Annotated in this window: 19 protein-coding genes and 1 tRNA gene; 7 read left to right on the top strand and 13 right to left on the bottom strand. The window is 73.6% G+C overall.

From position 1 onward, the window contains the following. Positions 1-5 precede the first annotated feature (5 nt). Positions 6-548 (top strand): hypothetical protein, encoded by a 543-nt coding sequence (locus EUS26_RS06100; RefSeq protein WP_130012299.1) that lies wholly within the window; start codon positions 6-8, stop codon positions 546-548. A gap of 88 nt (positions 549-636) precedes the next feature. Here the strand turns inward: EUS26_RS06100 and EUS26_RS06095 are convergent, their stop codons facing one another. Next, the gene (locus EUS26_RS06095) at positions 637-1,167 is read right to left on the bottom strand and encodes a DUF1697 domain-containing protein (RefSeq protein ID WP_130012298.1); all 531 of its coding nucleotides are present in this window, start codon (positions 1,165-1,167) and stop codon (positions 637-639) included. Between the two features lie 40 nt (positions 1,168-1,207). Then, the gene (locus EUS26_RS06090; protein ID WP_130012297.1) at positions 1,208-1,741 is read right to left on the bottom strand and encodes a GNAT family N-acetyltransferase; all 534 of its coding nucleotides are present in this window, start codon (positions 1,739-1,741) and stop codon (positions 1,208-1,210) included. A gap of 96 nt (positions 1,742-1,837) precedes the next feature. Between EUS26_RS06090 and EUS26_RS06085 the strand changes: the two genes are divergently transcribed. Continuing rightward, a complete protein-coding gene (locus EUS26_RS06085) occupies positions 1,838-2,785 on the top strand; it encodes a cold-shock protein (protein WP_130012296.1) in 948 nt (315 codons plus the stop codon). Between the two features lie 48 nt (positions 2,786-2,833). Here the strand turns inward: EUS26_RS06085 and EUS26_RS06080 are convergent, their stop codons facing one another. The 4 genes from EUS26_RS06080 to EUS26_RS06065 all read right to left on the bottom strand — a co-directional run bounded on the left by EUS26_RS06080 (position 2,834) and on the right by EUS26_RS06065 (position 6,706). Further along, complete coding sequence (locus tag EUS26_RS06080) at positions 2,834-4,111, bottom strand: GNAT family N-acetyltransferase (RefSeq protein WP_130012295.1); 1,278 nt, start codon at positions 4,109-4,111, stop codon at positions 2,834-2,836. Between the two features lie 412 nt (positions 4,112-4,523). Further along, a tRNA-Val gene (locus tag EUS26_RS06075) sits at positions 4,524-4,597 on the bottom strand. Between the two features lie 62 nt (positions 4,598-4,659). Continuing rightward, positions 4,660-5,574, bottom strand: a complete 915-nt coding sequence (locus EUS26_RS06070; RefSeq protein WP_238148830.1) for a trypsin-like serine peptidase — start codon at positions 5,572-5,574, stop codon at positions 4,660-4,662. Positions 5,575-5,770: 196 nt separating this feature from the next. Beyond that, positions 5,771-6,706 carry an aminotransferase class IV gene (locus EUS26_RS06065; RefSeq protein WP_202865068.1) on the bottom strand — a complete coding sequence of 312 codons (936 nt, stop codon included), beginning with the start codon at positions 6,704-6,706 and terminating at the stop codon, positions 5,771-5,773. A gap of 34 nt (positions 6,707-6,740) precedes the next feature. Here EUS26_RS06065 and pta point away from each other — a divergent pair, with 34 nt between their 5' ends. Further along, on the top strand, positions 6,741-8,822 hold the full coding sequence (pta, locus tag EUS26_RS06060; RefSeq protein WP_130012294.1) for a phosphate acetyltransferase: 2,082 nt from the start codon (positions 6,741-6,743) through the stop codon (positions 8,820-8,822). A 125-nt stretch (positions 8,823-8,947) separates the two neighbouring features. Next, a complete protein-coding gene (locus EUS26_RS06055) occupies positions 8,948-10,129 on the top strand; it encodes an acetate/propionate family kinase (protein ID WP_130012293.1) in 1,182 nt (393 codons plus the stop codon). A 419-nt stretch (positions 10,130-10,548) separates the two neighbouring features. Here the strand turns inward: EUS26_RS06055 and galK are convergent, their stop codons facing one another. The 3 genes from galK to EUS26_RS06040 are packed head-to-tail and all read right to left on the bottom strand — an operon-like array spanning position 10,549 to position 15,152. Beyond that, positions 10,549-11,748: a galactokinase gene (gene galK, locus EUS26_RS06050; protein ID WP_238148829.1), complete on the bottom strand. Its 1,200-nt coding sequence runs from the start codon at positions 11,746-11,748 to the stop codon at positions 10,549-10,551. Next, complete coding sequence (locus EUS26_RS06045; protein ID WP_130012292.1) at positions 11,745-13,004, bottom strand: FAD-binding protein; 1,260 nt, start codon at positions 13,002-13,004, stop codon at positions 11,745-11,747. The genes galK and EUS26_RS06045 overlap by 4 nt, the downstream gene beginning before the upstream one ends. A 9-nt stretch (positions 13,005-13,013) precedes the next feature. Continuing rightward, positions 13,014-15,152, bottom strand: coding sequence for an alpha-galactosidase (locus EUS26_RS06040; protein WP_130012291.1), 2,139 nt, complete (start codon positions 15,150-15,152; stop codon positions 13,014-13,016). A gap of 106 nt (positions 15,153-15,258) precedes the next feature. Between EUS26_RS06040 and EUS26_RS06035 the strand changes: the two genes are divergently transcribed. The 3 genes from EUS26_RS06035 to EUS26_RS06025 all read left to right on the top strand — a co-directional run bounded on the left by EUS26_RS06035 (position 15,259) and on the right by EUS26_RS06025 (position 18,379). Then, complete coding sequence (locus EUS26_RS06035; RefSeq protein ID WP_130012290.1) at positions 15,259-15,462, top strand: hypothetical protein; 204 nt, start codon at positions 15,259-15,261, stop codon at positions 15,460-15,462. A gap of 119 nt (positions 15,463-15,581) precedes the next feature. Further along, the gene (locus EUS26_RS06030; protein ID WP_130012289.1) at positions 15,582-16,670 is read left to right on the top strand and encodes a DUF418 domain-containing protein; all 1,089 of its coding nucleotides are present in this window, start codon (positions 15,582-15,584) and stop codon (positions 16,668-16,670) included. Next, positions 16,667-18,379 carry a gamma-glutamyltransferase gene (locus EUS26_RS06025; RefSeq protein ID WP_130012288.1) on the top strand — a complete coding sequence of 571 codons (1,713 nt, stop codon included), beginning with the start codon at positions 16,667-16,669 and terminating at the stop codon, positions 18,377-18,379. Before EUS26_RS06030 ends, EUS26_RS06025 begins: the two co-directional genes overlap by 4 nt. A gap of 108 nt (positions 18,380-18,487) precedes the next feature. On the opposite strand, the gene EUS26_RS06020 is transcribed toward EUS26_RS06025, so the two are convergent. From EUS26_RS06020 to EUS26_RS06005, 4 genes are all read right to left on the bottom strand, one after another. Next, positions 18,488-19,417, bottom strand: coding sequence for a trypsin-like serine peptidase (locus EUS26_RS06020; RefSeq protein ID WP_130012287.1), 930 nt, complete (start codon positions 19,415-19,417; stop codon positions 18,488-18,490). A 90-nt stretch (positions 19,418-19,507) separates the two neighbouring features. Then, positions 19,508-20,332, bottom strand: a complete 825-nt coding sequence (locus EUS26_RS06015; protein WP_130012527.1) for a sugar phosphate isomerase/epimerase family protein — start codon at positions 20,330-20,332, stop codon at positions 19,508-19,510. Positions 20,333-20,418: 86 nt separating this feature from the next. After that, complete coding sequence (locus EUS26_RS06010) at positions 20,419-21,618, bottom strand: dihydrodipicolinate synthase family protein (protein WP_130012286.1); 1,200 nt, start codon at positions 21,616-21,618, stop codon at positions 20,419-20,421. Next, entirely contained in the window at positions 21,615-22,862 is a 1,248-nt protein-coding gene (locus EUS26_RS06005) for a Gfo/Idh/MocA family protein (protein ID WP_202865067.1), read from the bottom strand. The genes EUS26_RS06010 and EUS26_RS06005 overlap by 4 nt, the downstream gene beginning before the upstream one ends. Positions 22,863-22,865: the final 3 nt, after the last annotated feature.

Here is a 22,865-nt window from a genome sequence, read left to right as displayed (position 1 = left end):
GCATCATGAGCTCCGCCACAGCTTCGGCCACCACCACCCGCACCTCGGTCACCGCACAGGACCACGCGGTCCTGCCCGTGGCAGGCGCCTGGATGCTGGCCATCACCCGCATCGCCTTCGGTTTCTACTTCCTGTGGGCGTTCCTCGACAAGACCTTCGGTCTCGGCTACGCGACCCCGGGCGAGCGTGCCTGGATCAACGGCGGCAGCCCCACCACCGGCTACCTCAGCGGCGTCGAGGGCCCGCTGTCCGGCTTCTACAACGGGATGGCCGGCTCGGTCGCCATCGACTGGCTGTTCATGCTCGGCCTGCTGGGCATCGGCGTGACGCTCGTCACCGGCGCCGGAGCCCGTGTGGGCGCCCTGGCAGGCGCGCTGATGTACCTGTTCATGTACGGCGCGGCCATCCCCACGGTGAACAACCCGTTCCTGGACGACCACCTCACCGGCGCCCTGGTGCTGCTGACGATCGCCGCTATCCCGGCCGCGTGGAGCACCCTCGGACTCGGCGGGTGGTGGACCCGGACCGCTCCCCCGGCGCTGCACTGACCACCGCAGCCCGCATCACGACAGCCCCGGCCCCGCCGGGGCTGTCGCACGTGCGGCGAGCCGTCGGCCGGGCGGCCCGCACCGTGTCTCAGGACCGCGACAGCTCGACGAGCTTGCCCACCGTCCGGAGGTTGCGGGAGGTCCCGGACACCCCGAGCGCCCGGCCGATCGCCGCGTCGTTCATCTGCGGCCGCCCCGCTCCCTGGGCGTACCGCAGGTGCAGCTCGGCCCCCACCACCTCCCAGCGGTCCTCCCCCGTCGGCAGCTCCCGTGCGGCCGCGACGGCCTCAGGGGTGGGCTCGTCCCGGAGGAAGCACACGTAGGACAGCTTGGGGTCGACGACCTCGAAAGGGTGGCTGTCCAGGGCAGCAGACATCTCGTCCGGGCTGCGGCTGACGACCTCGCGGAAGAAGCCGCAGCTCTCCTGCACGGCCTGCTCCAACGCACGGTCGAAGGCGTCGGACTCCCCTGGGACGGCGCACACCATGTTGCCCGAGGCGATGTAGGTGCGGACGTCGGTGGCTCCCAACGACGCCGCCAGCTCGCGCCACAGGGCCATCGGCAGCTTCGCGGTGCCGCCGACGTTGACGGCGCGCACCAGGACGACTCGTCGCTCCACAGGACGAACCTATCCACGACACCACGGGTCGGTCGAGGACTCACAGCCGTCGGGACGTGAAGAGGGTGGTCCCACGGTCGGGATGCACCTCATACCGCCCGGTCTCGTGGAACCCGAGCTTGGCCAGGACCCGTCGAGAAGCGGTGTTCCAGTCCCACACCGTCGCCCACACCCGCTGGTGCCCGCACGACCTGGCCCGGTCCAGCACGGCGAGCGACGCCTCGGTGGCGAAACCCTGACCCCAGGCGCGCCGCAGGAGCTCGAAGGCGAGCTCCGGCTCACCCGGGAACGCTCGCCCGTCCACGAGCCCGCAGTAACCGACGACGTCCCGCGACCCCAGCACCTCGATCGCGAGCAGACCCACCGAGGCGGGCGGGTGGGAGCGGATCGACTCGGCCAGCTCCGCGACGGTCGGACGCCCGTCGGCGCTGATGCGCCGGTGCGGAGGCACGCGCGGGTCCCTCTCGGACCACAGCTCGTGCATCACCGACGCCTCGCTCGGCCGCCACGGGCGCAGCAGGAGACGGGCCGTCCGCAGGGTCGGTGCGTGCTGTCCGTGCTCCGACGAGGTCATGATGGTGACTGTGCCACGCCCACCCGGGCGACCGGGTCGCCCTGCGTACGGGACACTGGAGGGAGCACCGACCGTTACCGCGAGAAGGAGTCAACCGTGACCGAAGGAACCGTCCGCTGGTTCGATGCCGACCGCGGGTTCGGCTTCATCGCCCTCGAGGACGAGGCGGAGGACCTCTACGTCCATGCGTCCGAGATCATCAGCGACGACGCGATGAAGATGCTCCGCGAGGGGCAGGTCGTCGAGTTCGAGATCGGTGAGGGCGACCGCGGCCCGCAAGCGCGCGGCGTCCGGGTCACGGCCGACCAGCCCGCCGACACGCTCCTGGGCGTGCTCGGGACCGTCTCCTGGTACGAACCGTCCAAGGGCTATGGCTTCATCACGCCGGACGACGGCGGTGACGAGATCTTCCTGCACAGCTCGGCCATCGTGGGGGGCGGCGTCGTGTCGGACGGCCAGCGGGTGGCGTTCCTCGTCGTCGACGGGCCCAAGGGTCCGCAGGCCGACCACCTGCTCCCCCTGGGTGATCAGGGCGGTGCGTCTCAGCCCGCGGCGTCGGACGGGGCGGACGGCACCGTGTCCTGGTACGACCCTGACAAGGGCTTCGGCTTCATCACCCCGGACTCCGGCGGCCCCGACGTGTTCGTCCACGCCCGGTCCCTCGCCGGCGGGCTGGAGGGGCTCGACGAGGGTGACCGGGTGACCTACGACGTCGTGGACGGCGACAGGGGCCCGCAGGCTCGCGACACGCGCCTCGCCCGCCCCTCGACACCGCGCGGTCGGCCCAGCACCTCTCGACCCCGCTCCGGCAGCGGTGGACGGGGCACGCCGGAAACCTCCGCACGGGGTGGCCAGGGAGTGGTCGCCCGGTACGACCCGGAGCGGGGATTCGGCTTCATCACCCCCGACACGGGCGGCGCGGACCTCTTCGTCCACGTCTCGGTCCTGCGTGGGGAGGAGGAGCTCTACCCCGGCGACCGGGTCCGCTACCAGGTGCGCCAGAGCGACCGCGGCCCGCAGGCCGACCGCGTCGAGCTCATCTGAGAGGCCCGCTGAACACGACAGACGCCCGATCGACAGGGAGCTGTTGGGTCAGGGCAGGTAGTACGTCAGCAGGTCCGCGGAGACCGGGGGGAAGAGTGCGGCCATGAGGTCGGCGTGCGGACCGGGGTAGACGTCGGGATGGCGCCGGCTGAGGCCGACCATGCCGTGCGGACCCAGCAGGAGCGGGCCGAGCTGGTCCGGCGCCACGCCGGCCCCACCGTGGACCCCCGGGCTCTGCATGGTGCCGCCGGCCCGCGGGGGTCCGAGCCGCCCGCCCACGACCGGCATCCGCACGTGACTGCGGAAGGTGGACAGCACGACCTCGTCCGGTGCCTCCACCGACGAGGCGGCGAGGCGGGCCTGGAGCACCGGGCGCAGCTCGTCCAGCAGCCTCACCCCGTCGGGGATCCGCACGTAGTACTGCTCGGCCTGGGTCGGGGCCGGGCCGCAGACCGCGTCGACCACGTCCCCGGTGACCGTCCCCGGTCTGTCCCAGACGACGAGCGGCGAGGGGTCGTCGACCGCGGCGGCGCACTGGTGCGCGTGCGCGACCATGGCCAGCGCCGCGGCACGGTCGGTGGCGGCCAGCTCGGCGAGCACCGGCTCGTCCTCCGGTGCCGTGGTGCGGCCGGTGGCGACGACCTGGGCAGGTGCGCCCGCGGCCGGTCGCTCCACCACCCAGGTGGTACTGCCGTGCCGGTCGAGCAGCCACTGCCACCGGGGCGGGGAGTGCGGCATACGCAGATCTGAGACCCGTTGCGCGAGACCCTGCAACCGCTCCACCTCCGACAGGTCCGCCGTGGTCGCGGGTCGGACCACGTGACCTTCCAGGGCGTCCGGCACCGGCGGCCGCGACAGCGGCCGGTGGGCGGGGATGTCGATCGCGTAGGAGTAGCCGAACAGCCGGTAGAAGTAGGGGATGCCGATCATCACCTGCAGCAGGTGACCGCGGGCCGCGCTGCGCCGGTGCGCCCAGCCCATGAGCTCGCGGACCAGCCCGCGACCCTCGAAGGCGGGGTCGGTCGCCACCAGCTCGACCTGCCCGGCCGGGAGTCGCACCGGCTCCTGACGGCCGGGGACGGCCAGCTCGAGCTCCTCGTCGAGCAGGGTCGCGGTGGAGACCACCCGGTCCCCGTCCACGACGACAGCGCAGCTCTCCCAGCCCGCCGCCGGGTCCTCGACGACGAGGCGGTGGTCCTCGGCGTCAGCCTGCTCGCCACGGGCGGTGAGCAGGGCGCCGATCTGGTCGAGGTCGGCCGGCCCGGCCTGACGCAGCGTCAGGCCGCCGGGCAGCCGGTGGGGTTCGGTGGGTGCGGGAGCGGGCATACCCCCGAGGATGTCGTCGCGCGCAGACGGGTGCTACCCCTTTTCGACAGGGCCGCGACCGCATACGCGCGGTGACGCGGCCTGCCGCGACGTCTGCGGAGGTCAACGTGTCCGACCCCGACGGTTCTGTTCATGGGGGCCGGGGCGGAGTCACATCATCTTGCCCGCGACGTAGTTGTCCGGGAGGGGGCGATGTGGGCGCAGCGCCGGCACCAGAGCACCTCGACTCCGTCGATGTGCTTGTGCCGGTACCTGTGCCCGACGATGCGGCACCACATCCTCTTGCGGTCCATGATCCATGGTGGCACCGTCGGTGACGCAGGTCCAGGGATCTGAGCCGGGCCCATGGCGCATACCCGCACGGAAAAGGCCCCTGAGTAGCATCTCTGCAGCTCAAGGGCCTCGGGGGCGGTGGACGTGAAGGGACTCGAACCCCTGACCTCTCGCGTGTGAAGCGAACGCTCTAACCAACTGAGCTACACGTCCGGACGTGCCCTCGGGCACGAGGAGGAAGTCTAGCCTCCCCGTGCCCGAGCGACGAAATCGCCTCAGCTGTTGCTGGCGCTGGTGTAGACCTGCTGCTCGACGTCACCGAAGTAGGGGCCGTACATGACGTCCTTCTCCCCGCGGTAGCCGAACGAGTTCACCGAGTTCAGCACACCGCCGGTGATCCAGCCGCCGCCGCTGGAGCCGCCGGTCATCGAGCACGGCAGCCGGTGGTCGGTGGTGCCGCGGGTGTCCTGCCCGGCCACGCCGGAGCACCGCCACAGCTCCTGGCCGTCGTAGGGCGTGGCGGCCGGGTAGCCGAAGGCGTCGAAGGTCAGGCCGTAGCCCTTGTTGAAGCCGATCGGGTAGTCACCCGTCACGTCGGTCAGGCTCTGGCCGCCCTGCTCGGCCATGACGGCAAAGCCCACGTCGTGGTTGAAGTCGCCGCTGTTGACCCACGAGGAGGGCGCGACCAGCGACTCGGCCACCCAGGTGCCGTAGGGCCGGACCCCGTTGTCGTAGGCCGGGACGAAGGCGAAGTTGGTGGCGTAGGCGCCCGGGCCCTCGTTGAGGCAGTGCCCGGCCGTCGTGACGACGTCGCCGTTCACGCTGTCCGTCGCGGTCCCCGAGCACACGTAGTTGGCGCCGCCCATGGTGAAGAAGACCTTGCCCAGCTCGGGCTGGGTCGGGACCTGGACGGCCTTCGCGGATGCGGCGGACCCGCCGGGCTTGCCCTTGCCGTCCGGCTTGGCCATCTCACGGGGGATGGCGTTCTTCATCCGCTCCGGGGTCCAGTAGGCCCGCACCTCGGCCTGCGCGGCCTTCGAGGTGGCGGCTGCGTGCTTGGCCACGGCCTTGTCCTGACTCTTGCCCTCGCCGTTCCCGGGCGAGGCGCCCGCACCGGTGGCTCCGACCATGGACAGGGCCATGACACCGGTGCCGATCAGGGCCAGGGCGCGCTTTCCAGCAGGACGCATACGTCTACTCCTTGAGAGAGGGACGGACGCCGTCGTTGGCGTCCTCTCTCGAACATAGCCACCTCAGCACCCGCGATGTAAGGGCTTACGAGTCAAGACTTGGCAAAGTCCCGACAGGTATACGTCAGGCCCGGCGATCCGTCCGCGCCCCTGACCGCGGTGCGGCGCAGGTGCCCGGTTCCCTACGAGAGCAGCGTCAGGGGTCCATGCTCCGGGCGGCTCGCTCGGCGAAGATCTGCTGCGCCCGCCGCGCCACCGGGCCCGGCTGCTCCCCCAGGTCACGCGGCACCAGTCCCGGCACGGAGAGCTCCCTGCCGTTGGTCAGCAGCACCGGGTCGTGCACGTCGAGCCGGTGCAGCGCGGTGACGTCCCGGATGCTGCTGGACAGCCAGACCTCGTCGGCCTCGGCGAGCACCGACAGCGGCAGCGGCTCCTCCACGACCTCGATACCGTCCTCCCGCAGCCACTCGACGACCAGCCCGCGGGTCACGCCGGCCAGCGGCCCGGACCCCAGATCGGGGGTGCGCACCGTGCCGTCGGTCACGACGAAGACGTTGGTGCCGGTGCCCTCGCACAGCAGGCCGGCGCTGTTGGCCAGGATCGCCTCGGAGTGCCCGCGGGCCTTGGCCGCCGCGAGCGCCACGACGTTCTCCGCGTAGGACGTCGACTTCACCCCGGTGAGCGCGCCCCGTTCGTTGCGGGTCCACGGCACCACGAGCGCCGAGGTCGTCGGGCCCAGCGGCTCCTGCTCCACGGCCGTGACGACATACGTCGCGGCCCCCTCGACCCGGTCGCTGCCGAGCGGCCCGAGCCCGGCGGTGACGGTGTAGCGCAGCCGGCCGAACGGCATACCTCCCTCCGCCAGCACCGCGGCGATGCCCTCGCCGACACGCTCGCGGTCCAGCGGCTCCAGACCCAGCGCCGCCAGCGAACGGTCCATCCGGTCGTGGTGCCGGGTGAGCGCGAAGACCTCGCCGTCGACGACCTTGCAGGTCTCGAACACCCCGTCGCCGACGGTGATGCCGTGGTCCAGCGCCCGCACCGTCCCCTCCGGCCCGACGAGGGCGCCATCCACCCACACGCGCACCGCGGAGAGTCCACCGGCAGCGGTCAACGAGCTCGACGTGTCCATGGACGCAGCGTAAGCCGTGGCTATCGTGGGTTCCGTGAGCACCTCCCTGTATGTCGCGTCCGCCGAGCCCCGCTCCGGCAAGTCGGCCGTCGCGGTCGGTCTCCTCGCCCAGCTGTGCGCGCTGGGGGGCCGGGTGGGCGTCTTCCGCCCCGTCGTCCAGGACCGCGCGCACGACCCGCTGCTGCACCTGCTGCACCCGCTGTCGACCTCCGCGTCGGCGATCGAGGACGCGGTCGGGGTCACCTACGACGAGCTGCACCACCAGCACGAGGCGGCCGTCGGGGACATCGTCGACCGCTTCCACCGGTATGCCGCGGACCACGAGCGGGTGCTCGTGGTGGGCTCGGACTACACCGGGGTGGCCGCGCCCACCGAGTTCTCCACGAACGCCGGGATCGCGGCGCACCTCGGCGCCCCCATGCTGCTCATCATCCCGGCCGCCGACCGCACCGCCGAGGACACCGCCACCGCCGCAGCCGTCGCGGTGCAGGAGGCGCTGAGCCGGCACGCGGCGGTCGCCGGCGTCCTGGCCAACCGGGTCGACGGGGACGTGGCCGAGGTGCGGGCCGCCGTGGCCGAGCAGCTGGAGGAGACCGGCTCCGACGCGACCCTGCTCACCATGCCGGCCGACCCGCTGCTCTCCGCCCCCACCGTGGGCGACCTCATGGCCGCCACCGACGGCGTCCTGCGGGCCGGTGACGAGGCCCTGCTCGAGCGCGAGGTCACCGGGCTCATCGTGGCCGCCATGACCATGCCCAACGTGCTCGACCGGCTCCGCGAGGGCACCGTCCTCATCTGCCCGGGCGACCGGGAGGACGTCCTGCTCGGCGCGATCCTGGCCCACCGGTCCTCGACCTTCCCCTCGCTCGGCGCGATCGTCCTCAACGGCGGGCTGCGCCCCAGCGAGCAGGTGTCGCGGCTGGTCGAGGGCCTCGCGGTGGAGCTGCCGATCATCGGCTGCGAGGGCGGCACCATGCGCACCGCGATGACCATGCACGACGTCGTCGGGCGGATCACCCCCCGATCCCTGCGCAAGATCGAGCACGCCCGGTCGCTGGCCCAGGAGCACGTCGACGTCGCGCAGCTCGTGCCCGTCGGCGACCAACCCGGACGCAGGTCCACCGTCGTCACCCCCCTGATGTTCGAGCACGAGATCATGGCCCGGGCGCGGGAGGTCGGCGCCCACGTCGTGCTCCCCGAGGGCGGGGAGGACCGGATCCTGCGGGCCGCCGACACCGTCCTGGCCCGTGGCGTCGCGCGGCTCACCCTGCTCGGCGACGAGCCCCGGGTCCGCGAGCGGGCCGCGGCGCTCGGCCTGCGGCTGGACGCCGCCGAGGTCGTCGACCCGCTGACCAGCCCGTGGCGCGAGGACTTCGCACGGACGTATGCCGAGCTGCGGGCGCACAAGGGCGTCACCCTGGAGCAGGCGCAGGACATCGTCACCGACCCGGCCTACTTCGGCACCCTGATGGTCAAGACCGGGCGGGCCGACGGCATGGTCTCCGGGTCGATCACCACCACCGCGCACACCATCCGGCCGGCGCTCGAGGTCATCCGCACCTCCCCCGGCGTCTCCGTCGTCAGCTCGGTCTTCTTCATGTGCCTGGCCGACAAGGTCCTCGTCTACGGCGACTGCGCGATCAACCCCGACCCGGACGCCGAGCAGCTGGCCGACATCGCCATCTCCTCGGCCGCGACCGCCGAGCAGTTCGGCGTCGAGCCGCGGGTGGCGATGCTGTCCTACAGCACCGGCGGGTCGGGCAGCGGCGCCGACGTCGACAAGGTGCGCGCGGCGACCGACCTGGTCCGCGAGCGGCAGCCGTCGCTGCTGGTGGAGGGCCCGATCCAGTACGACGCGGCTGTCGACCCCTCCGTCGCCGCCACCAAGCTCCAGGACTCCCCCGTCGCCGGCCAGGCCACGGTGCTGGTCTTCCCCGACCTCAACACCGGCAACAACACCTACAAGGCGGTGCAGCGCTCCGCCGCCGCGGTGGCCGTGGGGCCGGTGCTGCAGGGCCTCAACGCCCCGGTCAACGACCTGTCACGGGGGGCGACCGTGCGCGACATCATCAACACCGTCGCCATCACCGGGATCCAGGCGGGGGCCGGCCGGTGAGCGGGGAGGAGGCGCAGGCGCGCGCCGGGGGCAGTGACGGGGGCCGTGCTGGGCAGAGGCCGGGTGGAGGCGCGCGGGGGACAGGCGACCCGGGCTCGGGCTCGCCGGGCTCGGGCGACCCGGTCGTGCTCGTGGTCAACGCCGGCTCCTCGTCGGTGAAGTACGAGCTGCTCGACCCCGGGACCGGCGTCTCCCAGGCCAGGGGGCTGATCGAGCGCATCGGCCTGCCCGACGGGGTGGCGCACCATACCGTCGCCGGCACGACCCATGAGCAGGTGCTCGACGTCCCCGACCACGCGGCGGCGCTGCAGCTGGCGACCCGCGCCTTCCAGGAGCACGGCCCCCGGCTCACCGACGTCGACCTGCTGGCCGTGGGCCACCGGGTCGTCCACGGGGGTGCCGAGTTCGCCGAGCCGACGCTCATCACCCCCGAGGTGCTCGCCGCGGTCGAGCGCCTGGTGCCCCTGGCGCCGCTGCACAACCCCGGCAACCTCGCGGGGATCGCCGCCACCCAGGAGGCCTTCCCGGACGTTCCGCAGGTCGCCGTCTTCGACACCGCTTTCCACCAGGGCATGCCGGAGGCCGCCGCGACCTACGCCGTGCCCCGGGCGTGGCGCGAGGAGCACCGGGTGCGGCGCTACGGGTTCCACGGCACCTCGCACGCCTACGTGTCGCGCCGCGTCGCCGCCCTCCTGGGGCGCCCGCTCGAGGAGGTGCGCTGCGTGGTGCTGCACCTGGGCAACGGCGCCAGCGCGGCCGCCGTCGACGGCGGCCGCAGCGTCGACACCTCGATGGGGATGACCCCGCTCGAGGGGCTCGTCATGGGCACCCGCCCCGGTGACCTCGACCCGGGCGTCGCCGGCCACCTCGGGCGGGTGGCCGGTCTGTCGACGGAGGACGTCGAGCGCGCGCTGTCCAAGGAGTCCGGGCTGCTCGGGCTGACCGGCTCGGCCGACTTCCGTGGCGTGATGCGCCGCCGCGCGGAGGGCGACCCGGCCGCGACGCTCGCCTTCGAGGTGGTCGTCCACCGGCTGCTGCGCTACGTCGGGGCCTTCGCCGCGGTGCTCGGCCGGCTGGACGCGATCGCCTTCACCGCCGGGGTGGGCGAGAACAACGCCGAGCTGCGCGCGGCCGTCCTGGACCGGCTGGCCGGCTTCGGCGTGCTCCTCGACGCACCCGCCAACGACTCCGCCGACGGCGAGACCCTCATCACTGCCGCGGACAGCAGCGTCGCGGCCTACGTCATACCGACGGCCGAGGAGTGGGAGATCGCCCGCCAGGCCGCCGCCCTCGTCACCCGCGCCTGACCCCTCCGCACACTCCCCCCACCGAGCGCCGCGAATGGTTGCGACGCCACCCACCAAGCGCCACGAATGGTTGCCACGCCACCCACCGAGCGCCGCGAATGGTTGTTTACGCCACCCACCGAGCGCCGCGAATGGTTGCCACACCACCCACCGAGCGCCGCGAATGGTTGCCACACCACCCACCGAGCGCCGCGAATGGTTGCTACACCACCTGATAGACGCCGTCTGTGGCGGGACATCGACCGCGCACCACCCAACACATCGCCCGGTCAACGCCGTAAACAACCATTCACGGCGCTCGGTGACCCTCAAAGCAACCATTCACGGCGCCCGGTGACCCCGAGAGCAACCATTCACGGCGCTCGGTGGCTATAGGGACAACCATTCACGGCGCTCGGTGGGTATGGGGCCGGGCCGGGTCAGGGGAGCCGGTGCGCCGGGGCGCTCGGCGTGGCCCGCAGGAGGTGCGGGGCCTCCAGCCCCTCGGCGAGGAAGGCCTCGTGCACGGCCCGCGCCACCCCGTCCACCTGGTCGCGGCGGACCAGGGCGAGCGCGGAGCCGCCGAAGCCGCCCCCGGTCATCCGGGCGCCGGCAGCACCTGCGCCGAGGGCGGCGTCGACGGCGACGTCGAGCTCGCGGCAGGAGACCTCGTAGTCGTCCCGCAGCGACACGTGGGAGGCCACCATGAGCCGGCCCGCCTCCTCGGCGTCCTGCGCCTCCAGCGCCGCGACGAGATCGAGCACCCGGACGTTCTCGGTGAGCACGTGCCGCACCCGGCGCTGCGCCTCGGCGTCCCCGCCCAGGCGGCCCAGCACCTCGTCCACGTCGGCTCCGTGCAGCTCGCGCAGGCTGTCGACGCCGAGGCTCCGGCAGGCCCGCTCGCAGGCGTCGCGGCGGGCGGCGTACTGCCCGTCGGCGAGGCTGTGGTGGGCCCGCGTGTCGATGACCAGGACCTCGTGCTCGGGCAGCGTCCAGGGGACCGCGGTGAGCGAGAAGTCGCTGCAGTCGATGAGCAGCGCGTGCCCGTCCTCGGCACGCAGGGACACCGTCTGGTCCATCCCCCCGGTGGCGGCGCCGGCGTAGTCGTTCTCGGCGCGCACGCAGACCTCGGCGAGAGCGGCCCGGTCGACCCCTGCCAGGCCCGGCACGAGGTCGACCAGCGCGACCGCGCTCGAGCAGGAGAGCGCGGCCGAGGAGGACAGGCCAGCCCCCAGCGGCACGCGGCCGTCGACGAGGATGTCGGCCCCCATCGGCCCCGCCGCGGGCCCCTCGGCGAGGATCGCGACGACACCGGCGACGTAGGCCACCCAGCCGCCAGGAGCGCCCGGGGCCACCTGCTCGATCTCGCCCTCCCAGGCCTGGTCGGGCGCCTGCCTCGACGCGACCCGCAGCCGCCCGTCCGGGCGCGCCCGGACCGCGCAGAACGTGCGGTGCGCGAGGGCGAACGGCAGGCACCACCCGCCGTTGTAGTCGGTGTGCTCCCCGATGAGGTTGACCCGCCCGGGTGCCGCCCACACCCCGTCCGGGGCACCCCCGAACTCCCGGGCGAAGGCCGCCCGCAGGTGCGGCTCGACCTCCGCGTCGGTCACCGCCGGCGACCACGTCACCTCGTGCGTCACAGTCCCACCCTCTCCAGGAAGTCGTTGCGCAGCGCCCCGCGAGGATCGAGACGGGCGCGCAGCGCGCGCATCCGCCCGTGCTGCGGGAAGGCGTCGTCGAGGCGCCGGGCCAGGGCGTCCTCGTCGAAGAGCTTGCCCCAGTGCGGCCTCGCGCCCAGCGGGGTCAGGCCCTCCTCGATCCGCGGGATCAGCGCCTCCACGTCCTGCTGCCGCGGCTGCCAGGTGAAGTGCAGGGCGACGCTGTCCTCCGGCACCAGGTCGAGCCACTGCCCTCCGCGGGAGACGGTGCGCATCTCGCACACCAGCGCCAGCCCGGCCAGGTCGGCAGCCATCGCCCGCAGCCAGGTCAGCGCCGGCACGGCCTCGCGCAACGGCACCAGCCACTCGGACTGCAGCTCGTCACCGGCCGAGGGGGTGAACCCGGTCCGGAAGTGCGGCAGCCGGTCCCACCAGGGTCCGGGCACACCTCCCTGCCGGGTGCAGTGCTCGGTCGACCCCCCGGGGAGCATGTGTCGCGGCCCGTCCGCCGGGCTCAGGCCCAGGGCGGTCGGGTCACCGGCGCGGGGCTCGTCCACCCGGTCCTTGACCCAGACCTGCGTGGCCCGGTCCGGGTCCCGCCAGTCGGTGAAGACCGACACGCTCGTGCCCAGCCCGGTGACCGCGGCCAGGTCCTCCACGGCCCGGTCCCAGGTGAGACCCTCGTAGACCGTCTGGGCGACCTCGTAGGTGGGTTCGACGTCCAGCTCGAGGGTGGTGACCGCACCGAGCATCCCCAGCGACACGACGGCCCCGCCGAAGTCGTCGTGGCCCCGCTCGAGCCGGACCAGCTCTCCCCCGGTCGTGACGAGCTCCACGGCGCCGACACCGTCGGCGAGGGAGCCGATGCCGTCGCCGGAGCCGTGGCTGCCGGTCGCGACCGCTCCCCCGACGGTGATGTGCGGCAGCGAGGCCATCGCGGGCAGCGCCCACCCCTGCTCGTGCAGGCGCGGCGCCACCTCGCCGTAGGTCGAGCCGGCGCTCACCCGGGCGACCCGACGGTCCGCGTCGACCTCGAGCTCGGCCGGCATCCGGCCCAGCCCGACGAGGGTGCCGGTGGTGTCGGCGACGCGGTTGAAGGAGTGCCGGGAACCCAGCAGCCGGGCCCGGTCGACCCGGGCCATGACCTCGGCCAGCTCGTCCGTGCTCGTGGGTTCGACCAGCTCACGCGCCGAGTAGGCGAGGTTGCCGGCCCAGGTGCCTCCCGGTGCTGATGCCATCCGGCCAGCCTACGCCCGGGCCACCCGCCAGACCTGGCCGTGCTCCGGGAGCATCGGCTGCATCGGCAGACCGACCTCCGCCAGGACCCGGCCCGGGAGGACGACCCCGTCCACGGCCCACGGCACCACACCCGGCCCGGGGCGCAACGGCTCCTGGCCCGGACGCTCCACTGTCACCCGGTAGCGCAGGTCGGGGTCGAGACCGGGCAGCCGCACCCGGTGCGGGCCGGTGGTGTCCGGGCGCGCCATGGCGACGACCTGGAACAGGGCCTGCGAGCGGTCCTGCGCCACCGTCCCGTGGACCCAGGTCGCGTCGTCGTGGTGGTCGCCGTTGACGACCCTGCCGGTATGCAGCAGCTCTCGGTGGGCGCGGTGGAAGTCCACCCAGGCGGACAGCTCGGCCAGCTCGGCGTCGGTGCAGGTGGCCAGGTCCCACTCGATGCCGAGGTGCCCCCACAGCGCGGTCCCGGCCCGGAAGTCGAGGTCGTGCCGGCGGCCGGTGGTGTGCGACCGGCCGGAGGCGATGTGCGTCCCGACCAGCTCGGGCGGCAGCAGGAGCAGGGTGCCGCGCTGGATCTGCTGCCGTTCCAGCGGGTCGATGCAGTCCGAGGCCCACACCCGCACCGTCCGCTCCAGGATGCCCAGGTCGACGCGTCCTCCACCGGCCGAGCAGGACTCGATCTCCAGGCCCGGGTGGGCGGCGAGCAGCTCGTCCATGAGCCGGTAGACCGCCAGCGTGTGCGCCCGCACCCCCGGTTCGCCGCCCGGGGTGTGGCCGGCGTCGTTGAGGTAGCGGTTGTGGTCCCACTTGAGGTAGGCGATGTCGTAGCGCTCCAGCAGCGCCAGCAGCTGGTCGCGGACGTGCGCGTAGGCACCCTCGTGCCCGAGGTCGAGCACGTGCTGCTGCCGCGACTCCAGCCCGCGGCGGCCACCGGCGGAGAAGATCCACTCCGGGTGCGCGCGGGCCAGGTCGGAGTCCAGGCTCACCATCTCCGGTTCGACCCACAGCCCGAACTCCATCCCGGCGGCGTGCACGTGCTCGACGAGCGGGTCCAGCCCCTGCGGCCAGACGTCCGGGGAGACCACCCAGTCGCCCAGGCCGGAGGTGTCGTCCCGGCGGCCGCCGAACCAGCCGTCGTCGAGCACGAAACGCTCGGCACCGACCCGCGCCCCCCGGTCGACGAGGTCCTTCAGGCGGTCGAGGTCGTGGTCGAAGTAGGTCGCCTCCCAGTTGTTCACCGTGACCGGGCGCGGCCGCGTGGGGTGGTGGGCCCGGCTGCGCAGCCACGCGTGGAACCGGGCTGCGACCTCGTCGAGACCGGTGCCGTGCGCGGCGTACAGCCACGGGGAGGTCAGCTGCTCGCCCCCGCCGAGCCGCACCTCGCCGTGCTCCAGCCGCTCCCCCGACCCGAGCACGCGCGAGCCGTTGAAGAGCCGCTCGGCGTAGGTCGTCTGGTTGCCGCTCCACCCCAGGTGCACCGCCCAGACCTGCCCGTGCCCGAACCCGAAGCCCGGCTCCCCGGCGCACAGCAGGTGCACCGCGTCGAGGCCGGTGCGGCCGGTGCGGACCTCCCTGCTGTGGACGCCGATGCCGAAGGGCTGGCGCTGCGGCACCCGCTCCATGGTGTGCCGCCCGGCGAAGTCGAGCAGCTCCCCGGCGCGCTCGGGCACCGGCAGGGCGAGACGGACGGCGCCGACGTCATACGCCTCCTCCCCGGTGTTGGTGAGGGTGGCCCGGGTGCGCAGCAGCCCGCCCGGGTGCAGCTCGAGCTCGAGCACGACGGCGAGGTATGCCGTCGCGTCGGCCGCGCGGACGACGACCCGTTGCGTGCCGTCCGACCCGGTGGTCACCTCGGCGGGCCCGTCGGTGCGGAACACCGGTGACCAGTCCCGCCCCTGCCGCGACCCCTCGACGCCGGGACGACCGAGCCAGGCCCGGGCGTGCTCGGGCAGGATGCTCACCTGGTCCGCGAGGTCGAACGGGCTGTCGCCGCGGGCGACCTGCCCGGCGGCCGCCAGCGCCTCCAGGTCGGGCCCGTCGAGGTCGCCCACGTCGGCGCCCCAGTGGCGGACCACCGGGAGCAGACCGCCTGTGAGGTCGAGGACGAGGGAGGTGCCGGAGGCGCGCAGGTGCAGCAGGGACGTCACCCGACCTACCCCACTGCACCGGGGCGGCCGGTGTCCAGTCGCGGCGCGCGACCAACGTTCATGTCGTGTCCACCCCGCGGCAAGGTGGCGTCGTTACGGTCCTTCGGTGGCCAAGGAGCTGGAGTTCATCAAGGGCGTCGACAAGCTGCACGCGTTCTACACCGAGCACGTGCGGATGCTCGCCCACGCCTACGACCTCAGCGACGAGGACGCCGCCCGGATCCTGGACCGCTTCGACTTCAAGAACGTCTCCCGCTCCATCCTCGCGCCGGCGCGGGTCGACCTGTTCGAGGCCCCGCCCGAGCTCTGAGGAGTCACCGCCCGGGGCCCGGACCTGCGGGGCGTGGACCCCCCGGGCCGTAGACTGGAGGCCCTGCGCCGACGGGTCCGCCCCGGCGGCTCATCCTCCGCCCTCCACCCGGGACGCCGATGACCACTGCTGAGCCTGGCCCGACCAGCCGTCCCGCACGGCTGCACGGCCTGGACGTCGCCCGCGGCCTGGCCATCGTCGGGATGATCGTCGTCAACGTCGGCCCGATCCAGGTCGACTCGCTGCTGCAGCGGCTCTACCTGCTCCCCTACGGCCGGGCGTCCGTCCTCTTCGTCACCATCGCCGGGATCGGCATGGGCTTCTTCCTGCGCAGCCGCACCGGGACGCGCCGGTGGCGCGAGCTGTCCTGGCGCATCGTCCTGCTCCTCGTCCTCGGCCTCGCGCTGCAGACGCTCACCCGCAGCGTCAGCGTCATCCTCACCACCTACGCCCTGCTGTTCCTCCTCGCCCCGCTGGCGTGGCGGCTGCCGTCCCGGCGGCTGCTGCTCGTGGCCGGAGTGCTCACGGTGGCGGGTCCGCTCTGGATCGTGTGGCACGACCTCGAGGTGCACGGGCACGCCGCCGGGGCGGTCAGCCTGCTGACCCCGCGGGACGAGGTCGTCCACTCCCTGCTCATCGCCGGTCCCTACCCACTCGCCAGCTGGTCGGTGCCGTTCCTCGTCGGGCTGTGGCTGTCGCGCACCGCCCTGGCAGACCCCCTCGTGCAGCGGCGGCTCATGCTGTGGGGAGCGGTCACCGCCCTCGCCAGCTTCATCGTGGCCGACCTCGCCTACTCCGCCCTCGGTCCGGAGGCGGACGTCGGCTGGACCCGCATCCTCACCGGGGTCGGGCACGGCCAGATGCCGCTGTGGATCGTCAGCGCGACGGCCGGCGCCTGCTTCGTCGTGGGCGCCTGCCTGCACTGGGGCCTGCGCGGCCCCGTCAGCCGGTGGCTGGCCGATGGCGGCACGATGGCGCTGACCCTCTACGTCCTGCACGTCCTGGTCCTGGCCGTCGTCAAGCCCGAGGAGGGCTTCCCGTTCGTCACCGGCGTGCTCACCGCCACCGCGCTGTGGGCCGGCCTGCTCGCCCTCGCCGTGCTGTGGCAGCGCGACGGCAGGAGCGGTCCCCTGGAGCGGCTGCTCCGCACGCCGTGGCTGCGACCGACCGCACCCACCCGCCGACCCTCGCAGGAGCGCCTGCCATGACCCCTCGACATACCCTGACCGTGGCCCTGGTGGCGTTCGCCCTGGCCGCCTGCAGCGGCGGCGACCAGGTGCCGGAGCCCGAGCCCATCGTGGCGGACGAGCCGGTGGCCACCTCGTCCGCGCCCGCGGAGGACGACGCGAGCGCCACGACCACGGCCGCCCCTCCCCCCGACCCCGCGCCGACCACCACCGCGCCGGAACCGCCCCCGGAGCCCGCACTGGGCGCCCGCGGGGTCAGCGCCGGGCACCCCCTGGCCGCGGAGGCGGGGATGCAGATGCTCGAGAGGGGCGGGTCGGCGGTGGACGCCGCGATCGCGGCGGCGTTCACCGACGCGGTGACGCAGCCGTCGTCGTCCGGGATCGGCGGCGGGGGCGTCGCGATCGTCGCGGCCGACGGCGAGGCGGTCAACTACGACTACCGCGAGGTGGTCAACGCGCAGGGTGAGGTCCCGGAGGACGGTGTCGGCGTCCCTGGCTTCGTCGCCGGGATGCAGCGGCTCCACGAGGAGCACGGCGAGCTCCCCTGGGAGGTGCTGCTGGAGCCGGCCATCACCGTCGCCGAGGACGGGCACCCGGTGTCGGACTTCGTCGCCGCGGCGCTGCGGACCCCCAACGGCGAGGCGGCCACCGGCGACCTGCCGCACTTCCGGTCCGGCGGGGCGCCGCTCGAGGCCGGGGACCTCCTCGTCCAGACCGACCTCGCCGCGACCATGCGGACGCTGGCGCAGGAGGGCGCGTCGTCCTTCTACACCGGGTCCCTGTCCGAGCGGGTCGCCCGGGTCCCGGGGCTGGACGCCGACACGCTGCAGGACTACGACCTGCAGGTGTCCGCGCCCGCGGCGGGCGAGCTGGGGCAGGACATCCTCCTGTCCGGGGCCCCACCCCTGCCGGGTGCCGCGATCGTGCAGATGGCGCAGGTCGCCGAGGCCGGCGGCATCGGCGACGTCGGCCCCGACAGCGCCGCGTTCGTCGACCTGCTGTCCCAGGCGTGGCTCGTGGCCGACCGGACGGTGCAGGAGGACCTGGGGGACCCGGCGTTCGTGGACGTGCCGCTGGACCGCATCACCGACCGGGAGACGAACGCGGCGCTGGCCGCCGACGTCTTCGACGAGGACGGTGGCGTCGCGGCCGTCGCCGACCCCTACGACAGCGCGCCGAACACCACCCACATCTCCGTGGTCGACGAGGACGGCGTCGGCGTCTCGATGACCAACACCCTCACCAGCTTCTGGGGCAGCGGGCGCTACCTCGACGGGTACTTCCTCAACGACCAGCTGTCGCGGTTCTTCGCCATCGGGGTGTCCGACGCCAACGAGCCCGAGCCCGGCCGGCGTTCGGTGTCGTGGAGCGCGCCCTCGATGCTGGTCGACCAGGACTACCGGCCGCTGCTCGTCGTGGGCACCCCCGGCGGGCGGCAGATCCCCAGCACCACCGCCTCGGTGGTGCTCAGGTGGGCCCTGCACGACCAGCCCCTTGACCAGGCCGTGCCCGCCGGGCGGTTCCTCCTCAGCGACGGCCGGCTGCGGCTCGAGGAGCCCCGCCTCGCCGACGAGCTGCGCTCCCTGGGGTATGCCGTGGACGTCGCGGACCCGGCGCGGCGCGCCGACTTCGGGTCGGTCCAGGCGCTCGCGGTGGACTGGGAGAGCGGGACGGTCACCGGCTTCGCCGACGACCGCCGATCCGCCGGGTTCGTCGTCGACCAGCCCTGAGGCACCGGCCCGCAGCCGCGGGCCTCGCCGGTCGCTCGGGGCCGGCAGGCGCCTCCCCGGCGTCGGGCGACGACGCCGGGGAGGGCGGGCTCGGCCCGGTGCGGTGGCTCAGCCCTTCCAGAGCTTGAGGTTGTCGAACACCGGCTTGTTGATCCGGGTGCCGCTGTTGCTGCTGGCCCCGCCGTAGGCGTGGACGGCCACGGCATACCGGCCCCCGTCGTGGAAGACGTAGACCCCGCTGCCGCTCTGGCCGCCGGCGGTGTCCAGGGTGTAGTAGACCTTGCGCGGGCTGAGCGCGGCGACGCCGCTCCAGTGGTACCACTGGGTGCCCGACGGCTTGTCGCCCGGGTACCCGGACAGGTTGAGGCTCTTGCCCTCGATCGTCGCGTCCGACCAGTTGGCGAAGCCGAGCCACCCCGTGGCGTCGCCCTTGGGCTCGGTCAGGAGCAGGGCCCCGTAGTCGTACTCGTGGTCCGGGCCGGTGGTCCAGCCGTGCACGCTGCGCAGCTGGGCGCGGGGCACGAGGAACTTCCCGTAGGGCAGGCTCGCGCCGTTGCGCCCGGGCATGACCTCGATGCTGCGCACCCAGCCGTGCCGCTGGGTGCCGGGGGCGTGGATGAAGACGCAGTGCCCGGCGGTGATGATGCTCCTCGGTCCGTTGAACCACCCGGTCCCGATCCAGCCCGAGCCGTCGTTGGCCGTGATGAGCAGCGAGCAGTGGACGCGCCACGGGTAGCTGCCGGTCGTGGTGATCTGGACCCGGTTGTCCGGGCCCTGGACGGTCTCCGCGTCGACGGGCGGGCCGTAGGTGGCCTCCCCGACGGGTCGCAGGCCCGAGGTGTCCGGGGCCTGGTCCATGGCGCCGAGCGCCTCGACCATGGACGCCGCGACCGGCTCGACGTCGAGGCCGGCCACTGCGTGCCCCTCGGCCCCGTCACCGGTCCCGGGGTCCTCGGTCAGCTCCTCGGTGCCGATCTCGTCGACCGGCTCGGCCTCCGGGGCCACCGGCTCGTGCGGGTTGATGTCGTCGTGTGACATGGGTGTTCTCCTCCTGGTGCGCACCGGCCCCTGCGCCGGTGCATGGTGGGAGGAGCGGGGAGGACGCCACCAGATACGCCGTGGCGGCCCTCAGAGGTAGGGCTGCACGAGCTCGACGTAGCGCCGCGCCAGGGTCGCCACCACGTCCGCGCCGGGGGCGGCCCAGACGTCGGCGTGGAAGATCTCCACCTCCACGTCGCCCGTGTAGCCGGCGTCGCGGACCCACCGGGTGAACGTCGGGAAGTCGATGTGCCCGTCGCCCATCATCCCCCGGCTGAGCAGCGCGTCCGCGGGGAACGGCGTGATCCAGTCGCAGACCTGGTAGCTCACGATGCGCGGGCCGGCGCGGGCGACCTGCTGCTCGACGCCCGGTTCCCACCACAGGTGGAAGGTGTCCACGACCACGCCGACGGTCGCGGGGTCGAACTCCTCGGCGATGTCGAGGGCCTGGGCCAGCGTGGACACGACGCCGCGGTCGGCGGCGAAGATCGGGTGCATGGGCTCGATGCCGAGCCGAACCCCGTGCTCGGCCGCCACCGGAGCCAGGGCGGTGATGGCCTCTGCGGCCCGCGCGCGGGCGGCGCCGAGGTCCTTGTCGCCCTCGGGCAGGCCGCCGGGCACGAGGACCAGGGTCGCGGCACCGAGCGCCGCGGTCTCCCGGACCGCCTCCACGTTGGCCTCGTGGGCGGCGGCGACCTCGGCCGGGTCGGCCCCGGTGAAGAAGCCCCCGCGACAGACCGAGGAGACGCGCAGCCCCGCGTCCCGGACCCACCGCACGGCCGTGTCCAGGCCCACCTCGGCCACCGGCTCGCGCCAGACGCCGATGGAGGGCAGTCCCGCGGCGACGCAGCCGTCGATCGCCTCGCGCAACGACCAGTGGGCACAGGTGCGCTGGTTGAGCGACAGCCGCGCCAGCCGGGGGTCGTCGGGGCCGGGGGTCGCGACGGAGGCGGCCCGTCCGGAGGGGACGTCCAGCGGCCGGGTCTGCTCCTGCGCCACGCTCACGGCGTCAGCCCCGCACCGGTCAGCCACGTCCGCATGCGGTGCGCCGCGAGGTCGGGGTCCGGGAGCAGCCGCGCCTGGTCGGCGAGCTCGAAGAGGGTCGCCAGATGCACCGCGCTGCGGGCCGACTGCAGCCCGCCGACCATGACGAAGCCGGGCTGCTGCCCGGTCAACCAGGACAGGAAGGCGATGCCGGTCTTGTAGTGGAACGTGGGTCGCTCGAAGATGTGCCGGGACAGCGCGAGGGTCGGTGCCATCTCCGCGTCGTAGGTGTCGAGGTCCCCCCGGTCCAGCGCCGTGAGGGCGGCGGACGCGGCGGGCGCGATGGCGGCGAAGGCGCCGAGCAGGGCGTCGGAGTGGTGCGTGCCGTCGCCCCGGATGAGCTCGGGGTAGTTGAAGTCGTCACCGGTGTAGAGGCGCACCCCCTCGGGGAGCGCGGCCCGCAGACCGACCTCGTGCTCCGCCGACAGCAGCGACACCTTGACGCCGTCGACGACGTCGGCGCGGTCGTGGACGAGGCGCAGGAACGCCTCGGTCGCGCCGGGGATGTCGTGGCTGCCCCAGTAGCCGGCCAGGGCCGGGTCGAACATCTCGCCCAGCCAGTGCAGGATCACCGGCTCCTCCGCACGGTCCAGCACCGGGTCCAGGACGCTGCGGTAGTCGGCCTCCCCCTCGGCGGCGGCCGCCAGCTGCCGCGAGGCCATGACGATGACCTGCGACCCGGTGCCCTGGACGAAGTCCACCTGCTCGAGGTATGCGTCCCGCACCGCGCCCAGGCTGGTGGCCCCGGGCGCGTGGTCGGTGCCGGCGCCGGAGGCGATGCGCGCCCCCAGCTCCTGTGCCTGGGCCGCGCTGCGGGTGACCAGCTCCTGCACCGCGGCCCAGTCGAGGCCCATGTTGCGCTGCGCCGTGTCCATCGCCTCGGCCACGCCGAAGCCGTGGCGGAACAGCCCGCGGCGGAAGGCCAGGGTGGCGTCCCAGTCGACGCGGGCCGGCGCCCCGGGGGTGTTGTCCCCGAAGGGATCGGCGACCACGTGGGCGGCCGCGAACGCCACCCGGCTGGTGTAGGGCTGCGGGTGCTCCTCCCACCTCCGGGGTTCGTGCAGGTGCACGGTGCGCCACGTGCCGTCGGCCGCGGGCAGCGACACCGCACCGGAGGTGGAGGTGCCGGCGGCACCCGTGACGGTGGCGGTGCTCATCCGACCGGCTCCGTGGCGCGCTGCCGCTCCGTCGCCGGCGCGGGCTGCCCGGCGGCCTGCGCGGGCTGCTCGGCCGCCGCCGGCTCCACGGAGGCCGCTGCGACCTCCGTCATGTCGATGCTGCGCCGCTCGGCGGAGGAGCGCAGGCCGGCCTCGACGAGCTGCAGCCCCCTCACCCCGGCCGCGAAGTCGTAGGGGTGCGGGCGGCCGGCGTGCACGTCGGTGAGGAACTGCTCCCACTGCGCCCGGAAGCCGTTGCCGAACTCGGTGTTGTCGGGGATCTGGGCCCACTGCGCCCGGAAGTCCTCCTCGGTCGGCAGGTCCGGGTTCCAGACGGGCTTCGGGGTGCTGACGGCCGGCTGGATCCGGCAGCCGAAGAGCCCGGCCACCGCCGAGCCACGGGTCCCGTCCACCTGGAACTCGACCAGCTCGCCCCGGTCGACGCGCACCGCCCAGGAGGAGTTGACCTGGGCGATGACCCCGCCCGCCAGCTCGAAGATCGCGTAGGCCGCGTCGTCCGCGGTGGCGCGGTACTCCCGGCCCTGCTCGTCCCACCGCGTCGGGATGTGGGTGACGGCCCGGGCGGTGACCGACTCGACCGCGCCGAAGAGGTTCTCCAGCACGTAGTTCCAGTGGCAGAACATGTCGAGGACCATCCCGCCGCCGTCCTCGGCGCGGTAGTTCCAGCTGGGTCGCTGGGCGGGCTGCACGTCGCCCTCGAAGACCCAGTAGCCGAACTCGCCCCGCACCGACAGGATGCTGCCGAAGAAGCCGGAGTCGATGAGCCGCTTGAGCTTGATGAGGCCGGGCAGGTACAGCTTGTCGTGGACCACCCCGTTGATGACCCCGGCCTGCGCCGCGGCGTCCACCATCTCCTGGCCGTCGCCGACCGTCTCGGCGATGGGCTTCTCGGTGTAGATGTGCTTGCCCGCCGCGATCGCCCGCAGGATGGCGCCCTTGCGCTCGCTCGTGACCTGGGCGTCGAAGTAGACGGTGGCGGTCTCGTCGGCCAGCGCCGCGTCCAGGTCGGTGGTCCAGTCGGCGACGTCGTGCCGCCGGGCCAGCTCCTCCAGCTTCTCGGCGTTGCGGCCGACGAGGACCGGTTCGACCTGGATGCGGTCCCCGGAGGGCAGCTCCACCCCTCCGGCGTCCCGGATGGCCAGGATCGAGCGGACGAGGTGCTGCCGGTAGCCCATCCGGCCGGTCACGCCGTTCATGATGATGCGGGTGGTGTGGGTGGCCATGGT

It is taken from the genome of Serinicoccus sediminis, assembly GCF_004153545.1.
Lineage (GTDB): Bacteria > Actinomycetota > Actinomycetes > Actinomycetales > Dermatophilaceae > Ornithinicoccus > Ornithinicoccus sediminis_A.
The sequence above is the reverse complement of the archived record's forward strand: the minus strand, read 5'-3'. Positions and strand labels throughout refer to the sequence as shown.